Below are 26,914 nucleotides of genomic sequence, written 5' to 3'. Positions count from 1 at the left end.
ACGCGCGACCTTGCTTCAGGCCGCGACGGATGGGCCTCAGCCGCCAGTAGCGCAATAGCGGCGCCAGAACTGGCGATACCCCTCCTCGACCTTGCGCGTGTAGGTCTCGACGTTGCCGGCGGCCGAGTTGGCCACCCGCATCGGCAGCTCCGCACGGAGCTGAGCGAGCTCGGCCGGCCGCGCCGCGTGCTTCAGGGCGATCGCAATGTACCCCTCGTCGTCCTCGGCCACCCAGTCGTCGAGCCCGATCGCCTTGACGATCGCGCCGCCGGCCCGCGACGCTGCACTGTTGCCGAGCTTGGCAACCACGGGAACGCCGGCCTGCAGCGATTCCCAGGTGCTGACGCCGCCATTCTGCGGGAACGGATCGAGCGAGATGTCGATGTTGGCGAACGCCGCGATGTGCTCATGGCGCATCGAAGCGCCGAGACAGGTGAGGCGGCTCTCGCCGACGCCGTGCGCGGCGAAGCGGGCGATCAGCGTGTCGCGCAGGAATGCATCCTCCAGCGCGCCGTTCTTGATGACGACGCGGGCGTCCGGCAACGCTTGGAGCAGCGCCGACCACACCCTCAGCACCTCGTCGGAGATCTTGTCGACGCGGTTGAAGACACCGAAGGTGACGTAGCCGTTGCGCAGCATCGGCAGCGGCGTCGGCTGCGCGTCCGGCAGCGGATCCGTGGTGATCAGCGCCGGAAGATCGTAGACCTGCTCGGCGAACAGCGGCCGCACCGCCGATGGCACAGTCACCGGATCGGCAAAGAAGTAGTCCATCGTGGGCAATCCCGTGCCGGTCGCATTGCCCCATGCGGTGACCTGGATCGGCGCGGGCTTGCGGGCGAACACGGTGAGCCGGTTGCCGGCCGAATGACCGGAGAGGTCGACGAGAATGTCGACCTGGTCGGCCTGGATGCGATCGGCCAACTCATCGTCGGAGAGCTGAGATCCGTCGACCCAGCCGTCGGCCGCCGCCTTGCACTGCTCGGTGACCGAATCGACCAGCGGCGAGCACGAGTAGCAGATGACCTTGAACGCCGCGTGGTCGTGATGGCGCAGCACCGGAAGGAAGGTCAGCGCGGCCGAATGGCTGCGAAAGTCGGACGACACGTAACCGACCGTGATGCGGCGATCCGGATCGCGGTCGATGGCGGCGAGCTGGCGCTGCGGGATGTGCGCGCCGATCCGCTCCCACCATTCGCGGCGGACGGCCTGATGCACGGCGACGTCGGCGCCGGGATAGAAATCGAGCGCGAAGATCTTCTTCATCATTGCATCCTCGAAATCCGGCTTGATCTCGAGGGCGCGGTCGAAGTGCTGGATGGCGCCGGCCGTGTCGCCCTGCTTCGCCAGGCACGTGCCGAGCCAGATCAGCGCGACCTCCGACGCCGGATTCTGCTCCAGCACCCGCTTGCAGGCGAGCATCGCCGGAGCGATCCGCTCGGTGAGCACGCAGACATGCGCCTTGCCGAGCAGCGCCGCCTCGAGCCCGGGGTCGGTCGCCAGCGCGGCATCGAAATCGGCCTCGGCCTCGGCGAACCGTCCCATCTGCACATAGAGGCGGCCACGCTGCGCGATGACAGCCGCCGTGCCCGGCTTCATGGCAAGCGCGGCGTTGAAGGCGGCGAGCGCCTGCTCGAGGTGCCGCAGATTGACGCTGACCAACCCCTTGCCGAAGGTCGCCTGCATGTGCCGCGGCGCCAGCGCCAAGGCGCGGTCGAAGCTCTGTCTCGCCTCTTCGTTGCGCAGCAGGAGCAGTTGCGCCATGCCGCGATTGCAGTAGGCGTCGGCGAAGTCGGGCTTCAGCGCGATGGCGCGGTCATGCACCTCGATCGCCTGCGCGAACAGCTGCATGTTCATCAGGGTGTTGCCGAGGCTCGTCAACGCCGTGGCGAAATTGGGCTTGAGCGTGACGGCGCGCTCCTGCACCGCGCGCGCCTCCTCGTAGCGCTTCATGCTGAACAGCACGAGGCCGAGATTGGCCAGGGCCTCGGCATTGCGCGGCTCCACCGCGACGGCGCGGGTCAGGGCCTGCTCGGCGAGGTCGAGCCGACCGCTGTCGAGCGCGGAAGCGCCGAGAAGGTGAAGAGCGTCGAAATGATCGGGCACGAGGGCCAGCGCCTGACCGCAGATGGCCTGGGCGTCGGCATGCCGGCCCGCCCTGTAGGCCTCGACGGCCTTCGGCAGCAGGCCGTCGGCCTGCTTGCGGTTCTTCTTCTGCAGGCGCGCGTTCTGGAACGCGCGCGATCCGATCGTGCTTTGCAAGGAAGCTCTCCGGCGGACGACGTCCGGGGCTATCTAGCACGGCTCGCGTGATTCGCGGCGAGACCCCGCCCTACTCGCGGCGGTAATCGTCCTCGATGCGGATGATGTCGTCCTCGCCGAGATAGGATCCGGTCTGGACCTCGATCAGTTCCAAGAGGATCTTGCCCGGGTTCTCCAGCCGGTGCACTGCGCCCATCGGAATGTAGATCGATTCGTTCTCGTGCACGGTCTTGACCGTCTCGTTGATGGTGACCCGCGCCGCGCCGCGCACTACGATCCAGTGCTCGGAGCGGTGATAGTGCTTCTGCAGCGACAGCCGCTGGCCCGGCTTGACGATGATGCGCTTGACCTGGTGACGCTCGCCATTGTCGACCGACTGATAGCTGCCCCAGGGCCGATGCACCTTGATGTGCGCCTCGGTCACTTCGGGCGCGACGGTCTTGAGCTTGGCGACCAGCCGCTTCAACCCGTTGGCATCGCGCTGGCGCGACACCAGCACGGCATCCTGCGCCGCCACCACGACGAGATCGTCGACGCCCTCGAGCGCGACCAGCGCCTTGTCGGTGACCACGTTGCAGTTGCGGGAATCCTCGAACACGGCGGTGCCGCGCGCGGCATTGCCCTGCCCGTCCTTGTCGGACAGTTCCCAGACCGCATGCCAGGAGCCGACATCAGACCAACCGCACGACACCGCCACCACGGCGGCACGTTCGGTCTTTTCCATCACGGCATAGTCGATCGAGATCGGCTTGGCCGCCGCGAAGGCATCGGAGTCCAGGATGATGAAGCCGAGGTCGCGGCCGGCCTTGGAGACAGCGTCGATCACCGTCTGCACGCTGCCCGCATCGAACTTACGGTATTCATCGAGCAGGACCGATGCGCGGAACATGAAGTTGCCGCTGTTCCAGAGATAGCCTTCGCGAATGTAGCGCTCGGCGGTCGGCTGATCCGGCTTCTCGACGAACTTCGCGACGGCCCGCACTTCCCCGGATACCGATGCACCCGGGCTGATATAGCCATATTCGGTGGCCGCGCGCTCCGGATTGACGCCGAAGGTGACGATGCGGCCGGCCTCGGCGGCCGCGAGCCCCTGCCGGCACGCCGCGAGAAAAGCGGGGGTGTCACGGACGACGTGATCGGCCGCGAGTGCCAGCACGACAGCGTCCTGATGGCGCGACTGGGCGAACGCCGCTCCGGCGGCGATGGCCGGGCCCGAATCGCGCCGCATCGGCTCCAGCAGCACGTCCGCCTCGATGCCGATCTCGGCCAGTTGCTCCAGCACCATGAAGCGATAGGCCAGATTGGTGATGATGATCGGCCGTTCGAAGAGATCGGCATCGGAGACGCGCAGCAGCGTGTCCTGGAACGTGGAACGGGCGCCGAACAGCGGCAGGAACTGCTTCGGGCGAACCTCCCGCGAGGCCGGCCAGAGCCGGGTCCCGGCGCCGCCGCACATGATGAGAGGAATGATGCGTCCGGTCATGAATCAACCCGTTAAATTCGGTGATAGTCGCGGTACCATTTCGCAAAACGTCCGATGCCGTCGGCGATCGACGTCGCCGGCCGGAAGCCGATGTCGCGTTCGAGGTCGCTGACATCGGCATAGGTCGCCTCGACGTCGCCGGGCTGCATCGGCAGCATCTCCCTGATGGCCGGCCGCCCAAATTCCTTCTCCAACAACGTTATCACGTCCATCAGCTGTTCGGGATGATTGTTGCCGATATTGTAAATCCGCCATGGCGCCCGGCTGCTCGACGGATCGGGCCTGTTTCCATCCCAATCCGGGTTTCCCTGGGGCGGGCGGCCGATCAGGCGGACGATGGCCTGCACGATGTCATCGACATAGGTAAAATCACGCCGCATCCGGCCATGATTGAACAGCTTGACCGGCTGCCCAGCGAGGATGGCCTTCGCAAAGATGAACATCGCCATGTCGGGACGGCCCCAGGGGCCGTAGACGGTGAAGAAGCGCAGCCCGGTGGCCGGCAGGCGGTAGAGATGGCTGTAGGAATGCGCCATCAGTTCGTTGGCCTTCTTGCTCGCCGCATAGAGGCTGATCGGATGATCGACATTGTCCTTGACCGAGAACGGCAGCTTGGTGTTGGCGCCATAGACCGACGAGGACGAGGCGAACAGCAGATGCTCGCAGCCATGATGGCGGCAGCCTTCGAGGACGTTGATGAAGCCTTCAAGATTGGCGTCGACATAGGCGTGCGGATTTTCCAGCGAGTAGCGCACGCCGGCCTGGGCGGCGAGATGCACCACGACGGGAAAGCGATGCTGGGCGAACAGCGCCTTGATGCCGGCGCGGTCGACGAGATCGAGCTTATGAAAAACGAAACCCGGCTGCGCCTTCAGGATCTCGAGGCGCGCCTCCTTCAGCTTCGGATCGTAATAGGCGTTCACGTTATCGATGCCGACCACCTGCCGTCCCTCGGCGAGCAGCCGCTGCGACAGGTGGAATCCGATGAAGCCGGCGGCGCCGGTCACGAGGATGGGATGATCTGCCATGGTCGCTCCGTCAGGGTCGCCACAGTTCGATGGCGGCGGGTTTGCTCGCGCGGTCGAGCTTCATCTTCACGTCGAGCACGAGGCCGCTCTCCTCGCGCAGCAGGCCCTGCACGAGAGCCCAGCCTCCGGCGAGATACTGATCGTGCGACACGGCCAACACCACCGCGTCGGCTGGGCGCAGCGCCTCGATCGCCGTCAGGCCGATGCCATACTCCTCGTGCACCGCCGCTGCATCGGCGAGGGGATCGGCGATCTGCACCTCGACGCCGAACGACTGCAATTCGCTGATGATGTCGATCACCCGCGAATTGCGGATGTCCGGCACGTTCTCCTTGAACGTCATGCCGAGAATGGTGACGACGCCCCCCCGGCCCTTCCGCCGCAGCAATCCGCGGATGCATTCGCGCGCGATGCGCCGGCCCATCTCGTCATTGATGCGGCGGCCCGCCAGGATCACCTCGGGATGGTAGCCCGCCTTCTCGGCGCGGTAGGTGAGGTAATAGGGATCGACGCCGATGCAGTGGCCGCCGACCAGGCCGGGGGTGAACGGCAGGAAGTTCCACTTGGTCGCGGCAGCCGCGAGCACGTCGCCGGTATCGATCTCCAGTGCCTGGAAGATCAGCGACAACTCGTTCATGAAGGCGATGTTGAGATCGCGCTGGGTGTTCTCGATCACCTTGGCCGCCTCGGCGACCTTGATCGATGGCGCGCGATGGATGCCAGCGGTGACGACCGAGCCGTAGACGGCGGCGACGATCGCGAGCGTCTGCGGATTCTGTGCCGAGACCACCTTGGTGATGGTCTCGAAGCGATGCGTCTTGTCGCCGGGATTGATGCGCTCCGGCGAATAGCCGACGTTGAAATCCGTCCCCGCCTTCAGTCCCGAGCAGCTCTCCAGCAACGGGACGCAGTCTTCTTCGACGGCGCCCGGGTACACGGTCGACTCATAGACGACGATGTCGCCGCGTTTCAGAACGGCCCCCACCGTGCGCGTCGCGGCCAGCATGGCGCCGAGATCGGGCCGCCGCGCGCTATCGATCGGGGTCGGAACGGTGACGATAAAAAAATCGGCAGTCGCGATATCATCCGGCTCGCTGGTGAAGCGCAGGCCTGGCCGGCGCAGGTCGGCCGCATCGACCTCGCAGGTCCGGTCCCTTGCATCCTTCAGCTCCGCGACCCGGACCGCATCGATATCGAACCCGATCGTCGGACAGCCTGTCCGCGCGAACGCAGCCGCGACCGGCAGGCCGACATAGCCAAGGCCTATCACCGCAATCTTCCGGCCATGAGACATAAATTGATATTCCGGTCGTTTCGGAGGCCATTGACGCCACCCCTGCGACTGTTTAGCCACCGGGGCATCAGGACCGCAAGGGGCGGCTAAGGCTCCCCCTCGACCGGGGTCCGGCCTTGCCAGGACGGGAGTTGCGCGTATCGCACTCGGCTTGGACCGTTTCAACCAAGAGCGAAGCCAGCCTGGCATGCGTGCGTTTTTGATTCTTCTCCTCCGGATCGTGGTGTCGCTGGCCCTGCTGTATCTCGCTCTGCGCGGGATCAACTTTGCGGCGATCCGCGAGCGGCTCAGCCAGATCAACATCGGCTGGATCGGGCTGGCGGTAGCCATCACGCTGGTGCAGATCTTCATCGGCGCCCTGCGGTGGCGCGAGATCTCCGCGCTGTGCGGCGCGCCGCTGACGGACCTGCAGGCGTTCCGCTACAACATGATCGGCGCCTTCTTCAACCAGACCCTGCCGTCCTCGATCGGCGGCGATGCCGTGCGTCTCTGGCTGATCGGGCGCACCGGCGCCGGCTGGCGCGCGGCCAGCTACTCGATCCTGACCGACCGCGCCGTCGGCTTCATTGCGCTGGCGCTGATCATCGTCTCGAGCCTGCCGTGGAGCTATGGCATGATCGCCGACGAGCACGGGCGGCTGGCCCTGGTGCTGGTCGACGCCGCCGCGCTGGCGGCCGGCGTCGGCTTCCTCACCATCGGCCATCTGCCGGCGGCGTGGATGAAGGCGTGGTGGCCGACGCGTCACGTCTATGCCTGCTCGGTGATCGCGAACAAGGTGATCTTCGGCCGAACCACGGCTGCGAAGATCGCCGCGCTGTCACTGTCGATTCACGTGCTGGCCGTCGTCATCGCCTGGTGCGCGGTGCGCTCCATCGCGGCGCCAGCCGCATTCGAACAACTGTTCCTGCTGACCCCGCCGATCATGCTGATCACGATGCTGCCGATCTCGATCGCCGGCTGGGGCGTGCGCGAGGCGACGATGATGGTGGCTTTCGGCTATGCCGGCCTGGCGCCGGCGGACGGCACCGTGGTCTCGATCCTGTTCGGCGCGGTCTACTTCATCGTCGGCGGCATGGGCGGGCTGGTGTGGATTCTCAGCGCCGAAAAAGGCGCCGGCCGCCTCGCCGTTCCCGCGACGGTCGAAGACTGACCTGGATCATGATGCGATTCCACGGAATCGCATCATGATCTCATCTCTTTGTTTGAGCATGATCTTTTCGGAAAACCGGTTTCCACTTTTCCGGATCATGCTCTAAGCGGCGCGCGCCCATTCGTCGTGCCAGGCCTGCGCCATCAGCACGTTCCACAGCCAGTAGGAATGATTGTGGCGGCGGCTGAGATGCTCGTCGAACATGCGCGTCACCCGCACCGGATCGAACAGGCCCTGCCGCCTCAGCCGCTCCGGCGACAGCAGGTCCGAGGCCCAGGATTTCAACGGCCCACGCAGCCACGCGTCGAGCGGAATGCTGAAGCCGGTCTTCGGCCGATCGATCATCTCGGCCGGTACGTGGCGATACAGCACCTGCCGCACCAGCCATTTGCCGCGACCGTCCCGCACCTTCATGCCGGCGGGCACCTTGGCCGAGAACTCGACGACGTCCTTGTCGAGGAACGGCACACGCGTCTCCAGCGCAACCGCCATCGCCGCGCGATCGACCTTCTGCAGGATGTCGTCGCTGAGATAGCTGAGGGAATCCGCCAGGGTCATGCGGTCGAGCGGATCGAGCTGCGCCGCGAGCTGCCGCATCTCGCGCCCCGCCCAACTCTCCTGCTCCGTGCCACCCACCACCGTCCCGGCCGGATCCTGATCGATCGAGCACAGCGCCCGGTAGAGGCCATCAAAGCCGTCGGCGGCAATGACGCGGCCGAGCTTGGCCACCTGATCGCCGGCATGCCGAACCTTCAATCGGGCCGGCAACACCGGCTGCAGCGCCCTGAGAACCGTATCGGCCGGCTCCGGGGCGATCGCGCCGAGAACGGCGCCAATGGCACGCCGCAGCGGCATCGGCACGCGACCAAGACGCGCCTGCAGCGCGCCGCCCCAGACATGCCTGTTGTAGCCGCCGAACAGCTCGTCGCCCGCGTCACCTGACAATGCGACGGTCACATGCCGGCGCGCGAGCTGCGCGACCAGATGCGTGGGGATCTGCGAGGAGTCGGCGAACGGTTCGTCATAGATCCGCGGCAGCTTCGGCACCACGTCCATCGCGGTCCGCGCATCGACGTACAGCTCGGTATGATCCGTGCCGAGATGCTGGGCAACCCTGCGGGCGTCCTCGGCCTCGTTGTAGCCACCTTCGGCAAAGCCGATGCTGAAGGTGCGGACCGGCTGGCTCGCCCCCGCCTGCATCAAGGCCACGATGGTCGATGAATCGACGCCCCCGGACAGGAACGCGCCGAGCGGCACGTCCGACAGGCACTGCCGCTTCACGGCGACCGACAGCAACTGCTCCAGCCGATCGACGGCCTCGCGCTCGTCGGCGATGCGATCCTCCTGGGCGGCAGCGACGCGATCGCGCAGCGACCAATAGGGTTGCGGCAGTGGCCAGCCGCCGGGAGCCGCATCCGAGGCGAAGCTCACGAACGACGCCGGTGGCAGCTTGCGGATGCCGGTCCAGATCGTGGCGGGCGCAGGCACGTAGGAATAGCGCATGAACGCCGTGAGCGCCGCGCGGTCGAGCGACGGCGCCCAGGAGGGATGCGCCGCCAGCGCCTTGAGCTCGGAGCCGAACACCAGATCGGCGCCGCTCCAGCCGTAGAACAGCGGCTTTTCGCCGAAGCGGTCGCGCGCCAGGATCAACTGCCGAGTTTCGGCGTCCCAGAGCCCGAAGACGAACATGCCGATCAGGCGCTGAAGCGCCGGCTCAACGCCCCATCGGCTGATCGCGGCGAGCAGCGTTTCGGTGTCGGAATGACCGCGCCAATTCGGCGCGGCGCCGGCGGCCTCCAGCTCTGCACGGACATCGAGATGGTTGTAGATCTCGCCGTTGAAGGTGACGGTGTAGCGTCCGCAGGCACTGTGCATCGGCTGCGCCCCGGCCTCGGAGAGATCGAGGATCGCCAGACGGCGATGTCCGAAGGCAAGCCCCTTCGCAGCACTGATCCAACTGCCGGACGCATCGGGGCCGCGATGCGCCAGCGCTGCCGTCATCCGTTCGACGATCCCGGCCAGTTGGGCCTGGTCGGCTCCGCCGGGGCGAAACAGGCCGGCTATGCCGCACATGGTCCCCTCTCCGCCGCTTCGTCCCCCATCTGCATGGCTCAGTGACCCTCACCAGCGTCGTGCAGCAATTCCGTCTCATGATTGGCCAGGAAACCGAGGCTCGGACGGCTGGTGCCGTAGTAATAGGGCAGCCCCAGCGCACGCCTCCAGCGCGACAGCAGTCGTGCGCCATCGTGATCGCCTTCGAATTCAGCCAACCGACCGTCGGCGATGGCCAGGACCTCATCCGCCGTGTGGCGGATGTCGTCCGCCGAGTTGGTCTCCGGATGCGCGCCGCTCCGGCCCAGCACGGCCGCATCGAACACGCGCCAGCGCCAGGGCGACGTCGTCAGTTGGTGCTGCGTCAGCACGGTGCCGTCTGCCAGTCTGACGGGCTTGAGGGCAAAACGGACGTTGCTGTTCCATAGCTGGGCGTCGGTCGTGATCGCATTCACGATCGCACAAGGAATGCCGAAACTGACAGCGACATTCGTCAACCCGGACGTCGTCCCGATGAAGGCGCGGGCGTGTCGGATCAGGTGGATGTCCATCGGCTCCGATCTGAATTCGCTCAGCGCGTAATCGATCGTGCGAGCCATCGGCGGAAGCCTCGGCGAGTTCGGACCACCGAGCTTGATGACCCATCCGCCACGGGAGGCGATCAGACGAATGGCGTCCAAAGACGTCTCGATCGGCGCATTGCGGTGGGTCTGCCCTGTGCCCATGAACTCGAAATAATGCGCTGCGTCCCGGGTGTGCAGGCACACATACCAGTCGTCGGGCTTCATGCCGTACCTGGAACGGAACGCATCGAAGCGAGCCGCAGCGGCGGCCGCACTCCGGTCGTAGGCGTCACGCAACGGATGCCCTCTGCCCTCACGCTCCCATTGCTCGATGGCGATGGCACCCGCATCCTGCCAGGGCACGACCCGCCCATCCGGCAGCCTGAACGCGTTGAAGTTCAACCCGCACCAGCGCTGCAAGGACAGCAGCTCCTCACCCAATCGCTCCGATACGGTTTCGCCGATCACTACGACCTTGCCGAAACCTTCAAACAGCTTGAAGAAGACCGCGTTGGCGATGCTATCGGGACGGACGACGATCACGGCTTCGCCTGACCACCAGCCCAGCTCTCGCATCCGAAACAGAATGTCGAGCATGCCGAGATGGCCGATCTGCGTCGCCCATTCCTCAGGAACGAGCCGCAGCGTATCGAAGGTGACGCCGAGCCGGTCGAGCAGACGCTTCAACTCATCAGAAAGCGGTGGCGGCGATGCCCGCAGTTCCCGCTGCGCATCCAAGGCGCGCTCATACAACCGAATTGCAATCTCGCCGCGACCGACATGCATCACGCGCTGGCCCGTGAAGTTGCACAGGTCGAACAGCCGGCCGGGAGCGCCGCAGAGGAAATCGAGGCTGTTGGGAACATAGCGCGGTGAATTCCGAGCTGCGATGTTCTGGTGGGGACGGAAAAAATGCAGGCTGCTCCGGCCCGCCCAGAACATCGCGTCGAGCGCCGCAGCCTCATCCCCTTCGATCACGTCAACCATGGCCTTGTAGAAGGCGAGATCGACCGTCGCTTCGAGCTGTTCGGGCTTCGCTCCCGCCGCGGCATCGCGCGCTTCCGAAAACTCGCCCAGTTCGAACAAGGATCGAACCAGCGCGTATCTGGTGTCCGCATCATCGAACGCCAAGGTTTCGCGGCCGACAGTCCTGGCCGCCTCGCGATAGGCGCCGATGCTGCTCAGGGCTTGAATCGAAGCGCCGGGGAAATATCGGCTGAGAGCCGTCGAAAAACGAAACTCCGGCCGAGCTGCAAGATGCGACGTCGCATAGGGAAAATAGGCCTGAGCAAGGCGCCGCCGGAGTGGAAGTCTCGCGGCGAAAGCGATGACCAGACCAAGGAACACCGCGCGTCGCGGCAGCAGATTGAGGGTCGCTCCGACTATGACGAAGACCTGGTAGACAAACCGTCGGCGGCCGCCGCGCATCGGCCTTTGCTTTTGCAGTTTCATACGACCAAGTTCCACACAACCTTGAAATCCCGGATTCCGCGCGTTCGGATCAAGGCGGAGCCTGGACGACCGGCCATTCAAGTCGCCTGCGCGCCAAGGATCACGTCTCGGGATAAGGACAGTACGCTCGCCGGGTCCAATGGGAGAATTCCCCGTGGAGACATCGCCGCCGCAAATGCCAACCAAGGATTGAGCCGATTGGATCGCAGCTATAACAGAGGTGCCGGGAATTTTCCAAGCCGAACATGGGGATGAACGCGAGCATAACCGGATGAAATGAGAATTCAGAATCTTAAGCCCGGCGCCGATTGGTCTCGGGGAGCCCCACCTGATGCGCGAGGGCTCGGACGAAGCGTGTCGGACGACCCCGCGTGGAGCCGGCCGGCTCCTCCTTGGTTGGAATTCAGCAAAATCGGCATCATTTGCCGTCGCCAGCTCCAACGGGAAATGCCCGCTTGAAAGCCGCCGTCTTGACGATCTCGCGAGCGAGATAGCTCGTAAAGATCTGCGCCCCGTGCCTGTCCAAATGGCCGCCGCCGTCGATCGTCGTCAGGCCATCGAATGGCGGCGCGATCAGTTCGATGTTCAATTCCTTCGCCAGTTCTGCGGCCTGCTGGACGCAGGACTGGCTATGCGGGACCAATGTGAGCACGGCCTCTCCGCCCACTTCATGGAGAAATCTCTTCGCATAGTCGACAATCGCGGGGGTCGTATGGCAGTCGGGATCGCGGGCCGACAGCATCGGCTTGTTGCCCAAGGCGACATAGCCCGGATTGTCATCCAGCCCCATGTCACCATCAGCGATGTTGCGATAGAGGCCGGTGGGCGAGAAATGGCCGTTCTGATACGCCGCAATCAAGTCCTCGATACGCCAGTGCAGATTGCGGCCGACCACCGTCAGGTACCCCCGTAGTCGGTTGCGCTGGACGGCGGCAATGGGCTGCTTCTGCGGACCAAGAGTGACGTTGAGGTCGTTGCTGAAGAAGTGCACGAACTGATCGTCGGCATTGATGATCCACAGACGCGGACGGATTTTCCAGCGTTGGATCACGAGCCGCGAGAACTCACCGCCGCGAATGCCCACGAAGGCCATGTTGTAGATCCCCAATCGACCGAGCACCGGCGATTGCGCGAGCGTCTGCCGGTCTACGGCATAGCTGACGAAGGACGGACCGAGAAAGACAATGTCAGCCTGCTCGGCGGCTCCGACCGATCCTCCCAGATTGCTGTAGAAGATATCCTGGTCCTGGATCTGCGGAATGCTGCGGCCTCCGAAATTACGATACCAGTTGGTGTCGCTTTGGCGCGGAATCTGCAACAGCCCATCGCGCAACGTCCACGCGTCGAACGAGAAGAGCGACAAACCGAGCGAAAACGCGAACGCGGCCGCCAGGCCGACAATTCCGACTGCGATGAGATAGCGCCCGAATCCGGCCGGTTCAGCTGACTTTTCCGGTGCAGACCGGCCGACTGTCGACATGACGCAATTTCCGCTCGATAGGTTGTCTCGGTGGGTGTCGTGGCAGCTGCTTTCGGCTTCGACGACGAGAGTCTAGACACGACGTCAGCCGGTGGAACAGAGGGCTTCCCACTCCTCCCAAGTTTGCTTTGCGCGGGAGCGCAGACCTATCGGGATGTCATCTGCATGATCCATCGAGGGGTTTCTTCGCCGCTGCGGTCGTCGGCGAGAGTGATTGCGCGCCCCCCATCATGGCGGCGTTGGATTGGCGTCATTGGGTCGAATTTTGAGCTGCCATAGCAGAAGAATCATTGATCGAAAAGGGTCCGCCCTGTTCGAGAGGCCGGCCGCACGTCGCTGCCGTCAGCAGGCGGCATCCCCCGAAATTCGCAGCTGGAGCGGCGCACGCAACTTGGCAGCGCCCTCAATCATTGATAAAGCAGCGCAATATGCAGCAACATCAAGAAACTTGTTATGCTCTTCACGCAGTTTGAGTTTCTGTTCCTGTTCCTGCCGGTGACCCTGGTCGGCTATTTTCTGCTGGCTCGCTTTTTCGCCGCCCCTGTCGTGCGCCTCAGCTGGCTCGCCGCGGCGTCGCTCACCTTCTACAGCTATTGGGACATCCACTTCGTCCCGATCATCCTAATCTCCATCGTCTTCAATTATACGATGGGTCTGCTGATTGCCGGACAGACCGGAAAGCTACGCACCGGCCTGTTTTCAGCTGCCATCACGCTCAACCTGGCCGCGCTCGCGTTCTACAAATATACGAATTTCGGCATCCAGATCCTCAATGCGATCACTGCGTCGAAGCACCCCTCGCTTGCGATCGTTCTCCCGCTTGGCATTTCGTTTTTCACCTTCACCCAGATCGCCTACCTCGCCGACGTCTATGGCGGGTATTCCGATGAACGAAGCTTTGTGAAGTACGGCCTGTTCGTCACGTATTTTCCGCATCTGGTCGCCGGCCCGATTCTCCATCACCGCGAGATGATGCCGCAATTCGGCTCGGAGGAGAGCCGACGAATTTCCATCGAGAAGGTCGCGGTCGGCCTTACGATTCTGACCATCGGACTTTTCAAGAAGTCGTTCATCGCGGACGGGTTCGGCCTGATCGCGAATCCCGTGTTCCACGCCGCCAATTCGAGCCACCTTCACCTGATGGACGCCTGGGGCGGCGCGCTCGCCTACTCGCTGCAGATCTACTTCGATTTCTCGGGCTACTCCGACATGGCGATCGGCATTTCGATCATGTTCGGGATCCGGCTGCCCTTCAACTTCGATTCCCCCTACAAGTCGCTGAGCATCGTCGAGTTCTGGCGCCGTTGGCACATCTCGCTATCGCGCTTCCTCCGCGACTATCTCTACATCCCGCTTGGCGGCAATCGCTACGGCGAGCACCGGAGAAACGCCAACCTCTTTGCCACCATGCTGCTCGGCGGTCTCTGGCACGGAGCAGGCTTCACCTTCATCATCTGGGGAGCGCTGCACGGGCTGTTTCTGATCGTCAATCATCGCTGGAGCAAATTCGTCGCACAGCGACCGGCCCTCACCCGCCTGTCGACGACCGCCTGGTATGCGGTGGCGGCGCTCTTGTTGACACAGTTCGTCGTGGTTCTGGCATGGGTTTTCTTCCGGGCCGACAATCCGAATGCCGCGGTCAGGCTCATCAAGGGGATGCTCGCCCTGTCCAACCCGGAGAAGATCACGGCAACGAACCTCGTCGATCCGCGCCTCATGATCGCAATCCTGGCAGGCTATGTCGCCTGTTTCACCCTGCCCAACGTGAACACGATGTTCGAGCGTTGGAAGGTCGGGCTGGACACCTACCACAACCCTCGTCCCTGGAGCATTCTGAACCTGAAGTGGCGACCGTCCCTGCCGTGGGCCATCGGAACTTCGATCGCGCTCGTGGCGGCGGTTCTGATGAACATCATCGCCGGAGACACCTCCCAGTTCCTCTACTTCCAGTTCTGAACGCGCAGGAGATGGCGAGCGACGGGCCTCGGACCCTCCCACCGACATTCGGCCTTATGAAGGCGGATATGTTCTTGTCGAAGCTGTCCAGGCGGGCGGCGTGCCGACGGCGCATCGTCCGCTTGCAGCGGCTACGCCCAGCCATTAGCCTGATTCTGGCGCAATCAACTTCCAGCACGACGCGGATTGCGAGCCAAACTCGCTTACTCCCGAAGCACAATCACCAAGGCGGGCTCGAACTTTGGCGCGGTATCTTGCGATCGTAGTGGCTCTGTTCGCCATCGTCTTCCTGCCGCTGCTGGCTGTTTTCGAATGGGTCGGCTGGCGATTGGGCGCGACCGTCCCGCTCTCGGTGCTCGCAGCCGAGCAATCGCACTCCGAACGGATGGTCTGGCTCGGCACCTTCAAGGACTACGCTCCCTACAAGCTCGAACGAATCAAACAGGTCCAGCCCGAGGTTCTGCTGGTGGGAAGCTCGCGCTGCGGTCAGGCGCGCGAGCAGATGTTCCGTCCCTATGTGGCCTACAATGCGTGCCTGACGGCCTGGCCTCTCACGCACGTTGTGGACTTCGTCGATCGCGCGACCACGGTGGCGAAGCCGCGCGTGGTCGTCGTGGCGCTGGACTACTTCCTCTTTGGCGATTTCCTCGCTGACGTCTGGCGGAAAGAGCGCACGATGGACTTCGCCCAAGGCATCGATTCGCATCGGCGGAAGCTGCACGACGTCGCGGACTTCGTCATGCGGAATCACGGAGATCTCGATGCGATCCGTTCGGCCATGATGACGCCGCAACTCGAGCCCGTTGACAACAACAGGCTCGTCGGCACCGAGGCAATCCGCGGCAAGTTCGGATTCCGCAAGGATGGTTCCGTCATGGTCGCACCACCCTATCGAAATGCGGCGGCCGAAACCTTGGCGCGCGGCGCTCAGTACGTCACCTCCTCGTTTCCGGGCGCCCCTCATCTCAGCGAACGCGAATTTGGCGAGATCGAGCGACTTTCCAGGCTTTCCCGCGAGCGCGGGTTCTCGGTGGTTGCGATCCAATATCCGTTCCTGGAGAGCGCTGGCGCCTTTCTCGACACCGACGAGGCCTATTGGCCCTATTCCGGGCTCTGGCGCGAGATCAGGAGTCCACAGACCGTCGAAAGATTTGCGCAGCTTGGCATCCAGTTCTTCGATATGAGCCGCACCGAGATATCGCGCGATTCCGGCAACTTCTTCGATCCCGCGCATCCCTCGGAAAGGGGCATGCTCAAGACCTACCTCGCCCTGCTGGACCGGACCGAGTTCAGCAAGCTGTTTCCGCGGATCGACCGCAGCGCCTTGGCAGCCGATCTCGAAAAGGGACAGGGTGAACAGTTCGATCTCTATCACTGAGGCATGCTGCGAGAGACTTGCGTCCTCCGAGGCTTTTCCAATTGGCCCGCCCACCAACGCGCCGCAGTCCGTCTCTCGTCGGAGCATCCTCGGATCCATCCGCCGCCTGATTCGTCAGCAAAGATGCTGAGCATCGCGGAGAAAGGATGATGAGCTCTCCGGAAGCCGCATTCCAACGCGACCACACAACCGTAAGCTAACAGGACTGTTTGTGCTGCTGCGCACACCTGATAAAGAGACCGCTGGAAATGACCGCCGCCGGCCCCTCCATCGCTCCGATCGGGGGACCGTGCTTGTTTTTTCGCAACGAAATCAATGTCGAGCATGAAAGATGCAGATCGGAACGGGATTCGCGGTGCAGATGTGCCGGGCGACAGCGACGCTTTGCATCGGAGTTCCTCGGCCCGCGAATGACACGGTGGCCGATTATCCGACCTCAGCCCGATCGAACCGGAGGCGAATTCCTTGGATCAGGTGATCGATATGAGTGAGATGGATCTGGCCTGTCAGACTGTTCGCGCCTCCTGCGACTCCGGGCAGACGATTGCGTTCGTGTCCGGCAACTTCAACGTCGTGCACCCCGGACATTTACGGCTTTTGAAGTTCGCCGCCGAGCAGGCCGACGTGCTGGTCGTGGGCGTCAATCCCGATTCGACGCCTGGCGTGACCCTGGCGCAGGACATGCGCCTCGAAAATGTGCGTTCCATCGCCTTTGTGCACCATGTCGTGCGCTTGGAAACATCGGCGTCCGACTTCATCGCGCATCTGAAGCCGACGGTCGTCGTCAAGGGCAAGGAGTTCGAGGATCGCGCCAATCCCGAGCAGGAGGCCGTGGACGCCTATGGCGGACGGCTGATCTTCTCGTCCGGTGAATTGCGCTTTGCGTCGCTGTCGCTGCTGGAACGCGACGCCAACATCGACATCTCCACGGTCCGCAAGCCGCAGGAATTTCCCAGGCGCCACGGCTTCGAGATCGCGAATCTGAAGGATCTGCTCCGCAAGCTGTCCGGCATGCGGGTCGCCGTCATCGGCGACCTGATCGTCGACGAATATGTCACCTGCGATGCGGTCGGCATGTCCCAGGAGGACCCGACCATCGTCGTGACGCCGCTGATGACCCGCACCTTCGTCGGCGGCGCGGGTGCGGTTGCGGCGCATGCGCACGGGCTCGGCGCCGACGTGAAATTCTTCACCCTGGTCGGCGACGACGAAGCGGCGCGGTTCGCCCGCAACACGCTCGAACAGCATGGCGTCAACTTCAACGCCTTCACCGACCAGAGCCGGCCGACCACGCGCAAGCAGCGTTTTCGCGCGCTCAACAAGACGCTGTTGCGCGTCAATCATCTGCGCCAGCACGCGTCGGATGCCGACCTGCAGCGGCAGATGCTGACCTCGGTCGAGCGCGCCTTGAAGACCTGCGATCTGCTGCTGTTCTCCTGCTTCAACTACGGCTGCCTGCCGCAGGATCTGGTCGACGCGATCGCCGATCGCGCCCGCGCCCAGGGCGTGATGATGGCGGCCGACAGCCAGGTGTCGTCGCAGACCGGCGACGTCTCCCGCTTCAAGGGCATGACCCTGCTGACGCCGACCGAGCGGGAGGCGCGCGTCGCACTGAACGACTTCATTTCGGGTCTCGCCGTGATCAGCGAGCGGCTGGTCGAACGGGCCCGCACCAAGAATCTCGTGATCACGCTCGGCGCCGAGGGCGCGCTGATCAACACCATGGCGGACGGCACCTTCACCTCGGACCGCCTGCCGGCGTTCAATCCATCCCCGAAGGACGTGTCCGGTGCCGGCGACAGCTTCTTCATGGCCTGCTCGATGGGCCTGCGCGCGGGCGCCGATATCTGGCAGGCCTCCTATCTCGGATCGCTGGCGGCTGCCCTCCAGGTTTCCCGCGTCGGCAATCTGCCGTTGACGACGGCGGAATTGGTGCGGGAAATCGACGAGACCGGATTCAGCCAGGAGTAGGATGTCGTCATGCGTGCCCTCCTGCTCGCGGCGGGGATCGGAAGCCGGCTGCGCCCGCTGACCAATACGACGCCGAAATGCCTGGTGCGTGTGCACGACCGTCCATTGCTGGACTACTGGCTCGATCTCGTGTTCGAAGGCGGCATCGAGCGCGCGCTGCTCAACACACACTGGCTCGCCGAACAGGTGCGCGCCCACGTGGCGCAATCGCGCTGGCGGGACCGCATCGATCTTGTTCACGAAGATGAACTGCTCGGGACGGGCGGCACCGTGCTTGCCAACCGCGCCTGGTTCGGCGACCAGCCCTTCCTCGTGGCTCACGCCGACAATCTGACGGATTTCGACGTCGCGGGGCTGCTCGCCGCCCATCGCAACCGCCCGCCCGGCTGCATCATGACGATGCTCGCATTCCGCACCGATGATCCGAGCTCGTGCGGGATTCTCGAGCTCGACGATCAGCACAGGGTCATCGCCTTCCACGAGAAGGTCAAGAATCCGCCCGGGAACCTCGCCAATGGCGCGGTCTATGTATTCGATCCCGCCGTCATCGCCGACATCGCCGCGCTGGGAAAGCCGATCGTCGATCTCTCCAGGGAAATCATCCCCAACTATTTGGGACGCATTTTCTGCGTGGAAACCAGCGGTTATCATCGGGACATCGGCAACCCGGAAAGCTTGCGCCGGGCCCATTTGGAGTTTAATCACGAACCACGCCGTGGCGGGGACGCTTGACGGGCGGGTTTCGCCGCCGGGCTGGTCACCTTCTTCTGCCAATTTGTATAAAGGTGCGCGCGACGCGCCAGCCGGCGACACGACAGGCGAGCCACGGGGATTGCTCAGATGAAGATATTCGTGACCGGAGCGTGCGGCTACAAGGGCAGCGTGCTCGTGCCGAAGCTCTTGAAGGCCGGCCACAAGGTCGTTGCATTCGACATCATGTGGTTCGGCAACTTTCTCGAGCCGCATCCGGATCTCACCGTCGTCCAAGGCGACGTCCGCAATCCCGACGCCATCGACCTGACCGGGGTCGACGCCATCATTCATCTCTCCAGCGTCGCCAATGATCCCTGCGGCGATCTCGACCCAAAGCTGACCTGGGAGATCTCCTGCCTCGCCACGATGCAGCTCGCCGATCGCGCCTATCGCCACGGCATCAAGCGCTTCATCTACGCCTCCTCCGGCAGCGTCTACGGCGTCAAGGAAGAGGAGCAGGTCACCGAGGATCTCGAGCTGCTGCCGATCTCCGAGTACAACAAGACCAAGATGTGCGGCGAGCGCATCGTGCTGTCCTACAAGGACGACATGGTGGTGCAGATCGTGCGCCCCGCGACCGTCTGCGGCTACTCTCCGCGCCAGCGGCTCGACGTCTCCGTCAACATGCTGACGATGCAGGCGCTGATGAACGGCCGCATCACCGTGTTCGGCGGCGATCAGACTCGCCCGAACATTCACATCGACGACATCACCGATCTGTATCTCTTCCTGCTCGATCATCCTGAGCACACCGGGATCTACAATGCCGGCTTCGAGAACATCTCGATCCTCGACATCGCCAGGCTCGTCACCAAGCACGTGCCGGCCGAGGTCATCGTGACGCCCTCGAACGACCCGCGCAGCTATCGCGTCAACTCCGATCGTCTGCTCGCGACCGGCTTCCGGCCGAAGAAGACGGTGGAGGACGCGATCAAGGAAATCATCGGCATGTACTCGCAAGGCCAGCTCAAGAACGACGACCGCTGGTATAATCTGAAATGGATGGAGAAGGAGGTCGTGAAATGAACGTCCTGGCCTTCAAGACCCCCGGCAGCCTGTTCGCCGACTACACCAGCCGCTTCAGCACCGTGTTGAAGGATTTCGACTGGAGCCCGGTCGAGAAGCTCGCCTATGATCTGCGTGATTGCTGGCAGACCGGCCGCCAGGTGTTCTTCTGCGGCAATGGCGGCAGCGGCGGCAACGCCAACCACCTCGCCAACGATTTCCTCTACGCGCTGTCGAAGACGCCCGGCTCGGGCCTGCGCGTGCACTCGCTGTCGTCGAACCCGTCCGTGATCACCTGCCTCGCCAACGACGAAGGCTATGATCAGGTGTTCTCGCTGCAACTCGCGGTGCTCGCGCGCAAGGGCGACGTGCTGATCACCTTCTCCGGCTCCGGCAACTCGCCGAACATCCTGAAGGCGCTCGAAGAAGGCAAGAAGATCGGCATGACCAGCTATGCCGTGCTGGGCTTCTCCGGCGGCAAGGCCAAGGCGCTCGCCGACGTGCCGATCCACTTCGCGGTCGACGACATGCAGATCGCCGAGGACGCGCAGATGGTGATCGGCCACATGATCATGCAGTGGCTGTACGCCCAGCGCGGCGACATCATCACGACGCGCGAGGTCTGACGGGCAAGGACGATGGCTGCGAACGAAAAGTACCTGATCCTCGGCTCGAACTCGTTTTCGGGCGCAACCTTCGTCGACTTCCTGGCTGCGGCCGGTCACGACGTGATCGCGACCAGCCGCTCGGACGAGCCGCATGACGCCTTCCTGCCGTACAAATGGCAGAAGCGTCCCGGCAAGGTCCGCTTCCAGCGCGTCGATCTCAATCACGATCTCGATGCGCTCAAGACGCTGCTGGCCTCGGAGCGGCCGACTCACGTCGTGAACTTCGCGGCGCAGAGCATGGTCGGCGAGAGCTGGCTGTATCCGGACCACTGGATGATGACCAACGTCGTCTCCGCCGTCCGCCTGCACGACATCCTGCGCAACTATGACGGCCTCGACCGCTACGTCCACGTCACGACGCCCGAGGTCTACGGCTCGACCGAGGGCTGGGTCCGTGAGGACGCGCCGTTCAACCCGTCGACGCCCTACGCGGTGTCGCGCGCGGCCGGCGACATGAGCCTGCGGACCTATTTCGCCAACTACCAGTTCCCCGTGGTGTTCACGCGCGCCGCCAATGTGTACGGCCCGGGCCAGCAGCTCTATCGCATCGTGCCGCGCACCATCGTGGCGGCGATGACCGGGCAGAAGCTGCGGCTCGACGGCGGCGGCAAGTCGATCCGCGTCTTCATCCACATGACCGACGTGTCGGACGCGACCGTGAAGATCGGGCGCAGCGGCAAGCTCGGCGAGACCTATCACATCTCGGGCTATGAGCTGGTCTCGATCCGCACCCTGGTCGAGATGATCCTGGCCCGGCTCGGCAAGTCGTTCGAGGATTGCGTCGAGATCGGACCCGAGCGTCCCGGCAAGGATACCGCCTATACGCTCGACAGCTTCAAGCTGCGCACCGAGCTCGGCTGGCGCGACACCTTCTCGCTGGAACAGGGCATCGACGACGTCATCGCCTGGGCGCGACGTTTCGAGGATGTCATGGCCAAGCTGCCGACCAAGTACGAACATAAACCCTGATCGAGACCCCTGCGCTTCCCCGAGGAAGCGCGACTGGAGAGCACGATGAACGTTGCAGTCCGGAGCACCGCGGCCAAGCCTGACGCCGCCGCCCTGAAGGCGCAGGCCGCAAGGCTGCGCGGCAAGATCATCGAGATGTCGCACAAGGCCCAGGCCGCGCATCTGGCCTCGTCGCTGTCCTGCGCCGATGCGATGACCGCGGCCTATTGGCATGTGCTCAACATCGACCCAACAAACCCGACCGATCCGCTGCGCGACCGCTTCATCCTCTCGAAGGGCCACGCCGCCGCGGCGCTGTTCGCGACGCTGGCGATGAAGGGCTACTTCCCGATCGAGGAGCTCGACACCTACTGCCAGGACGGCGGCCGTCTCGCTGAGCATCCGCCGGCGAACCTGCTGCCTGGCGTCGAGGCCGCGACCGGCTCGCTCGGCCACGGCCTGCCGCTCGGCTGCGGCATGGCACTGGCCGGGCGCATCAAGGGCGAGAACTACCGCGTCTACGCCCTGCTCTCGGACGGCGAGAACAACGAGGGCTCGGTTTGGGAGGCGGCGATGTTCGCCGCCGCCCAGAAGCTCGAAAACGTCTGCGTCGTCGTCGACTACAACAAGTGGCAGGCCACCGCGCGCTCCAACGAAACCCTGATGCTGGCACCGCTGCGCGACAAATGGGCCGCCTTCGGCTGGGACGCGCACGAGATCGATGGCCATGACGTCGGCGCGCTGGCGGAAGCCATGCAGAACATCCCGAACGGCTCGGGCAAGCCGGTGGCGCTGATCGCCCACACCGTAAAGGGCAAGGGCGTGTCGTTCATGGAAGACGACAACAACTGGCATTATCGCGCCCCCACCGCAGACGAAGTGACGAAGGCGTTCAAGGAGCTCGGCCTGTCATGAGAAACGCGTTCGCTGACGAACTGACCAAGCTCGGCAACGAGGATTCCCGCGTCGTCATGCTCTCGGGCGACATCGGCAACCGCCTGTTCGACAAGTTCAAGGACAAGCACCCCAGCCGCTTCTTCAACTGCGGCGTGGCGGAAGCCAACATGATGGGCGTCGCCGCCGGCATGGCCATGAACGGCCTGCGCCCGGTCGCCTATACGATCACGCCGTTCGTGACGACGCGCTGCCTGGAGCAGATCCGCACCGACGTCTGCTATCACGAGGTCCCCGTGACGATCGTCGCGGTCGGCGCCGGCCTCGCCTATTCCGGCCTCGGCCCGACCCACCACGCCTGCGAGGACATCTCGTTCCTGCGCTCGATCCCGAACATGGTCGTGATCTGCCCGGGCGATGCCTTCGAGGTGCGCGGTGCGCTGCGCGCGGCGATGCAGCAGGACCGGCCGGTCTACATCCGCATGGGCAAGAAGGGTGAGCCGGTGGTTCACAAGGGCCCCCTCGCGGATTTCAAGATCGGCAAGGCGATCACGATCGAGGAAGGCTCCGACGTCTGCCTGCTTTCGACCGGCAACATGTTGCCGGAAGTCATTGAAGCTGCACATAAGTTGAAGGAGAAGGGCATCTCCGCCGAGGTCGTCAGCTTCCACACCGTGAAGCCGCTGGATGAGGACAAGCTCAAGCAGGCCTTCAGCCGCTTCAAGCTAGTCGCGACCATCGAGGAGCATTCGCTGATCGGCGGCTTCGGCTCCGCCGTGTCCGAATGGCTTGCCGACACCGAGACGCAGGCGAAGAAGTTTCTGCGCTTCGGCACGCCGGATGCGTTCTTCAAGAAATCAGGCGAACAGGAATATGCCCGCGAGGTGCTGGGACTGACCGGCCACCAGATCGCGGACAAGATCATCCACGCGTTGAGCTGAGACATCACATGAAGACCCAAGCTGCCCTCCTGGTCCAGACCGGCCAGCCGCTCGTGCTGGCCGAGATCGAGACCCCCGCCCTCAAGCCGGGCCAGGTGCTGGTCGAGATCGCCTATTCCGGCGCCTGCGGCACCCAGGTCATGGAGTGGCGCGGCGACAAGGGCGAGGACAAATGGGTGCCGCATTGCCTCGGCCACGAGGGCACCGGCACGGTGATCGAGGCCGGCAGCGCCGTCACCAAGGTCAAGGTCGGCGACAAGGTCGTGCTGTCCTGGATCAAGGGCACGGGCATCGAGGCTGGCGGCGCCGTCTATGACTGGGATGGCAAGAAGGTCAACGCCGGCGGCGTCACCACCTTCCAGCGCCACGCTGTCGTCAGCGAGAACCGCCTGACCCTGCTGCCGCCGGACCTGCCGATGGATGTCGCGGTGCTGCTCGGCTGCGCTGCGCCGACCGGCATGGGCGCGGTCTACAACGTGCTCAAGGTGCAGCCCGGCGACGCAGTCGCCGTGTTCGGCACCGGTGGCATCGGCCTGAACGCGCTGATGGCCGCCGCGCTGGCCGGCGCGATGCCGGTGATCGGCATCGACCCGAACCCGACCCGCCGTGCGCTTGCCCAGATCTACGGCGCAACGCATGTCATCGATGCATCGGGCGACGTGCTGGCCGAGATCAAGAAGATCGTGCCGCAGGGCGTTGATCTCGCGGTCGAATCCTCCGGCATTCCGGCCGTGATGGAGCAGGCGATCAATTCCACCCGTCAGCAGGGCGGCCGCGCGGTCGTGATCGGCAACGCCAAGCATGGCGCGGCGCTCACGCTGAATCCCGGCGTCTTCAACCAGGGCAAGAGCCTGCTCGGCACCTGGGGCGGCGACAGCGTTCCGGATCGCGACTACGGCCGCTACGGCCGGCTGCTGAGCTCCGGCCGCTTCCCGGTGCGAGATCTCTTGTCGAAGCCCTACAGCCTCGCCCAGGCCGACCAGGCGCTGCAGGATCTGGCCGCCGGCAAGGTCGGCCGTCCGCTGATCGACATGTCGCTGCGTTAAGTCCAGGCCATGCGGATCGGGATCGACTTCGACAACACGATCGCCTGCTATGACGGCGTGTTTCATGCGGCCGCGCTCGAGCGCGGCCTGATCCCGGCCGATCTCGGCCGCGACAAGAACAGCGTCCGCGACCATCTCAACGGCAGCGGGCGCAAGGACGACTTCACCGAGCTGCAGGGCTATGTCTACGGCGCCCGGATGGACCTGGTGTCGCCCTACCCTGGCTTCGCGGAGTTCGTCGCCGCGGCCCGCCGCGCCGGCCATGACCTGTTCATCGTCAGTCATAAGACCAGACACCCCATTCTCGGTCCGAAGCACGACATGCATGCCGCGGCGCGCGGCTTCCTGACCGACCGCGGACTGATGGGCTCGGCCGCCAGCCAGATCGCGCCGGACCGGGTGTTCTTCGAGCTGACCAAGGACGAGAAGGTCGCCCGTGCGCATGCGCTGGCCTGCGAGGTCTTTGTCGACGACCTGCCGGAGATCCTGGGCATGACCGGATTCCCGCAAGGGATGCGCAAGGTGCTGTTCGACCCGGAGAACCAGTTCGCGACCACGGCCGTCCCTTACGAGCGCCGCGCCTCGTGGGCCGAGATCGCGGCGGATGTCGTCCGTGACCGCGGCTGAGGCCAACGCCGACGCCGCCCTGCTGGCGCTCGCCCAGCGCCTCGCCGTGCAGGCCGGCAAGGCCAGCCCGACGGCGCTGACCCGGCTGGCGGGGGGCCGCAACAACCAGGTCTTTCGCGTCGATACCGAGGCCGGTCCCCTCGTGCTCAAGCGTTACTTCACCGATGCCCGTGATACCCGCGACCGGCTCGGCGCTGAATGGAGCTTCATCAGCCATGCCTGGTCGCGCGGCGTCCGCGTCGTGCCGGAACCGCTGGCCTGCGACCGCGCCGAGCAGGCTGGCCTCTACAGCTTCGTCGAAGGACGCAAGCTGACGGCTGCCGAGCTGGCGCCGGCTCATGTCGATGCCGCCATCGACTTCGTACTCGCTGTGAACGCCCCGCCCCGCCCCGCTCTCGCGCCGGGATCGGAAGCCTGCTTCTCGCTCGCCGAGCACCTTGCGACCGTCGAGCGCCGGGTGGCACGGCTCGCGACGCTCGATGCCGACGTGCCTGACGTGGCCGAAGCCCGGCAGTTCGTGGCGGCGCGGCTGCAGCCGGCCTGGGCAGACGTGAAGGCGACCATTCTGAGTGGCTCCGGGGCCGAAGGGCTTGCCTTGGATGCAGCCATTCCCGCCGATCAGGTCTGCCTGTCGCCGTCCGATTTCGGCTTCCACAACGCGCTCATCGACAATGCCGGCAAGCTCACCTTCCTCGATTTCGAATATGCCGGCCGCGACGACCCGGCCAAGCTGGTGTCGGACTTCTTCTGCCAGCCGGAGGTGCCGGTGCCGTTGGCCGTGCACGAGCATTTCATCGACCGGCTGACGGAAGGCCTTGGGCTGGACGTGGCCAGCGTCGCGCGCTGCCGCCTGCTGCTCGACGCCTATCAGGTCAAGTGGACCTGCATCATCCTGAACGACTTCCTGCCGCTTGGCGCCACCCGACGCGCCTTCGCCGACACCGGCGCCTGGGCACAGCGCTGTGCCGAACAGCTAGCCAAGGCCGACGCCAAGCTCGACCTCATCGGCGCCACATCCGACTAACCGACATCGTAACGCCCGGAGATCTTCATGGCCTATCGCGAGTTCGTCAGTCTCGTCCACAAATCGACCAAGCGCGACTATCTCGCGCGCGTTACCCAGCGCGACAAGGCCGATGTCGCGGAGATGGCGATCAAGTACGACTACGACTACTGGGACGGCAGCCGCGAGACCGGCTATGGCGGCTACAAATATGACGGCCGCTGGCGCAAGGTCGCCGATGCGATGATCGCGACCTACGGCATCAAGCCCGGCATGCGCGTGCTCGACGTCGGTTCCGGCAAGGGCTTCATCCTGCACGATTTCCGCGAAGCCATCCCGGATCTCGAGGTCGCCGGCATCGACGTCTCCTCCTACGGCATCGAGCACACGATGGAGAGCGTGAAGCCGTTCTGCCAAGTCGGCACCGCGGCCAAGCTGCCCTACCCCGACAAGCACTTCGATCTGGTCATCTCGATCAACACGCTGCACAACCTCTACAACTACGATCTCGATGCCGCCCTGCGCGAGATGGAGCGCGTCAGCCGCGGCGCCAAGTATCTCTGCGTCGAGGGCTACCGCAACGAGCGCGAGAAGGTGAACCTGATGTACTGGCAGCTCACCTGCCGCATCTTCCACACCCCAGAGGAATGGGCCTTCGAATTCAAGCGCTCCGGCTACACCGGCGACCACGAATTCATCTTCTTCGAATGAGTGTGAGCTGAGAGCGTCGACAGGCGCTCTCGCGACGCATTGGCATCCGAGCTATCAGTCGACGATCGCTCTCTCGAACGAGAGGGCGCGGGGAAGGCCGGGAGCCTGCCGCCCCCATGGCCCGCCTGCAGAAAGAAGTGCAGGCGGCAGGTACCACAGGTTCGGCTGGGACATCCCGGCGGATTCAATTGGTCGTCGCAACACTCGATGAGGAGGTTGCGATGGGCATTCGAAAGAAACGGTCAACGCGGA

21 protein-coding genes are annotated in these 26,914 nt (G+C 64.3%); 14 read left to right on the top strand and 7 right to left on the bottom strand.

Annotated features, from left to right (window positions below):
• Positions 1 to 36 precede the first annotated feature (36 nt).
• From QX048_RS29135 to QX048_RS29120, 4 genes are all read right to left on the bottom strand, one after another.
• Positions 37 to 2,259: a tetratricopeptide repeat protein gene (locus tag QX048_RS29135; RefSeq protein WP_315828199.1), complete on the bottom strand. Its 2,223-nt coding sequence runs from the start codon at positions 2,257 to 2,259 to the stop codon at positions 37 to 39.
• Between the two features lie 70 nt (positions 2,260 to 2,329).
• Positions 2,330 to 3,742 (bottom strand): mannose-1-phosphate guanylyltransferase/mannose-6-phosphate isomerase, encoded by a 1,413-nt coding sequence (locus tag QX048_RS29130; protein ID WP_315828200.1) that lies wholly within the window; start codon positions 3,740 to 3,742, stop codon positions 2,330 to 2,332.
• An 11-nt stretch (positions 3,743 to 3,753) separates the two neighbouring features.
• Positions 3,754 to 4,770: an NAD-dependent epimerase gene (locus tag QX048_RS29125; RefSeq protein ID WP_315828201.1), complete on the bottom strand. Its 1,017-nt coding sequence runs from the start codon at positions 4,768 to 4,770 to the stop codon at positions 3,754 to 3,756.
• A 10-nt stretch (positions 4,771 to 4,780) separates the two neighbouring features.
• Complete coding sequence (locus tag QX048_RS29120) at positions 4,781 to 6,064, bottom strand: nucleotide sugar dehydrogenase (protein WP_315753219.1); 1,284 nt, start codon at positions 6,062 to 6,064, stop codon at positions 4,781 to 4,783.
• A 187-nt stretch (positions 6,065 to 6,251) separates the two neighbouring features.
• On the opposite strand from QX048_RS29120, the gene QX048_RS29115 reads away from it, so the two are divergent.
• Entirely contained in the window at positions 6,252 to 7,214 is a 963-nt protein-coding gene (locus QX048_RS29115) for a lysylphosphatidylglycerol synthase transmembrane domain-containing protein (protein ID WP_315712786.1), read from the top strand.
• Positions 7,215 to 7,316: 102 nt separating this feature from the next.
• Here the strand turns inward: QX048_RS29115 and asnB are convergent, their stop codons facing one another.
• From asnB to QX048_RS29100, 3 genes are all read right to left on the bottom strand, one after another.
• On the bottom strand, positions 7,317 to 9,287 hold the full coding sequence (gene asnB / locus QX048_RS29110) for an asparagine synthase (glutamine-hydrolyzing) (RefSeq protein ID WP_315828202.1): 1,971 nt from the start codon (positions 9,285 to 9,287) through the stop codon (positions 7,317 to 7,319).
• 38 nt (positions 9,288 to 9,325) lie between these two features.
• Complete coding sequence (locus QX048_RS29105; protein ID WP_315712789.1) at positions 9,326 to 11,281, bottom strand: TIGR04372 family glycosyltransferase; 1,956 nt, start codon at positions 11,279 to 11,281, stop codon at positions 9,326 to 9,328.
• A gap of 418 nt (positions 11,282 to 11,699) precedes the next feature.
• Positions 11,700 to 12,761: a hypothetical protein gene (locus QX048_RS29100; RefSeq protein WP_315828203.1), complete on the bottom strand. Its 1,062-nt coding sequence runs from the start codon at positions 12,759 to 12,761 to the stop codon at positions 11,700 to 11,702.
• A gap of 453 nt (positions 12,762 to 13,214) precedes the next feature.
• On the opposite strand from QX048_RS29100, the gene QX048_RS29095 reads away from it, so the two are divergent.
• The 13 genes from QX048_RS29095 (at position 13,215) to QX048_RS29035 (ending at position 26,662) form a co-directional block, all read left to right on the top strand.
• Positions 13,215 to 14,717: an MBOAT family protein gene (locus QX048_RS29095; protein ID WP_315828204.1), complete on the top strand. Its 1,503-nt coding sequence runs from the start codon at positions 13,215 to 13,217 to the stop codon at positions 14,715 to 14,717.
• Between the two features lie 265 nt (positions 14,718 to 14,982).
• Positions 14,983 to 16,095 (top strand): hypothetical protein, encoded by a 1,113-nt coding sequence (locus QX048_RS29090; RefSeq protein WP_315828205.1) that lies wholly within the window; start codon positions 14,983 to 14,985, stop codon positions 16,093 to 16,095.
• Positions 16,096 to 16,578: 483 nt separating this feature from the next.
• On the top strand, positions 16,579 to 18,066 hold the full coding sequence (locus QX048_RS29085; protein WP_409977946.1) for a PfkB family carbohydrate kinase: 1,488 nt from the start codon (positions 16,579 to 16,581) through the stop codon (positions 18,064 to 18,066).
• Positions 18,067 to 18,075: 9 nt separating this feature from the next.
• Positions 18,076 to 18,798, top strand: coding sequence for a nucleotidyltransferase family protein (locus tag QX048_RS29080; protein WP_315828206.1), 723 nt, complete (start codon positions 18,076 to 18,078; stop codon positions 18,796 to 18,798).
• Between the two features lie 108 nt (positions 18,799 to 18,906).
• On the top strand, positions 18,907 to 19,845 hold the full coding sequence (locus tag QX048_RS29075; protein ID WP_315712796.1) for an SDR family oxidoreductase: 939 nt from the start codon (positions 18,907 to 18,909) through the stop codon (positions 19,843 to 19,845).
• Positions 19,842 to 20,450: an SIS domain-containing protein gene (locus QX048_RS29070; RefSeq protein WP_315712798.1), complete on the top strand. Its 609-nt coding sequence runs from the start codon at positions 19,842 to 19,844 to the stop codon at positions 20,448 to 20,450. The genes QX048_RS29075 and QX048_RS29070 overlap by 4 nt, the downstream gene beginning before the upstream one ends.
• Before the next feature lie 12 nt (positions 20,451 to 20,462).
• On the top strand, positions 20,463 to 21,461 hold the full coding sequence (locus QX048_RS29065) for an NAD-dependent epimerase/dehydratase family protein (protein WP_315828207.1): 999 nt from the start codon (positions 20,463 to 20,465) through the stop codon (positions 21,459 to 21,461).
• Between the two features lie 45 nt (positions 21,462 to 21,506).
• The gene (locus tag QX048_RS29060) at positions 21,507 to 22,355 is read left to right on the top strand and encodes a transketolase (protein ID WP_315828208.1); all 849 of its coding nucleotides are present in this window, start codon (positions 21,507 to 21,509) and stop codon (positions 22,353 to 22,355) included.
• Complete coding sequence (locus QX048_RS29055) at positions 22,352 to 23,275, top strand: transketolase family protein (RefSeq protein WP_315828209.1); 924 nt, start codon at positions 22,352 to 22,354, stop codon at positions 23,273 to 23,275. Before QX048_RS29060 ends, QX048_RS29055 begins: the two co-directional genes overlap by 4 nt.
• 8 nt (positions 23,276 to 23,283) lie before the next feature.
• The gene (locus QX048_RS29050; RefSeq protein ID WP_315753230.1) at positions 23,284 to 24,321 is read left to right on the top strand and encodes a zinc-binding dehydrogenase; all 1,038 of its coding nucleotides are present in this window, start codon (positions 23,284 to 23,286) and stop codon (positions 24,319 to 24,321) included.
• A 9-nt stretch (positions 24,322 to 24,330) separates the two neighbouring features.
• On the top strand, positions 24,331 to 24,948 hold the full coding sequence (locus QX048_RS29045) for a hypothetical protein (protein ID WP_315828210.1): 618 nt from the start codon (positions 24,331 to 24,333) through the stop codon (positions 24,946 to 24,948).
• Complete coding sequence (locus tag QX048_RS29040; RefSeq protein ID WP_316200818.1) at positions 24,935 to 25,972, top strand: aminoglycoside phosphotransferase family protein; 1,038 nt, start codon at positions 24,935 to 24,937, stop codon at positions 25,970 to 25,972. The genes QX048_RS29045 and QX048_RS29040 overlap by 14 nt, the downstream gene beginning before the upstream one ends.
• A gap of 27 nt (positions 25,973 to 25,999) precedes the next feature.
• Positions 26,000 to 26,662 (top strand): class I SAM-dependent methyltransferase, encoded by a 663-nt coding sequence (locus QX048_RS29035; RefSeq protein ID WP_315712807.1) that lies wholly within the window; start codon positions 26,000 to 26,002, stop codon positions 26,660 to 26,662.
• Positions 26,663 to 26,914: the final 252 nt, after the last annotated feature.

The sequence above is a fragment of the Bradyrhizobium sp. SZCCHNS30572 genome, assembly GCF_032484415.1.
Taxonomy (GTDB): domain Bacteria; phylum Pseudomonadota; class Alphaproteobacteria; order Rhizobiales; family Xanthobacteraceae; genus Bradyrhizobium.
This window is presented reverse-complemented; position numbering and strand designations above follow the sequence as displayed.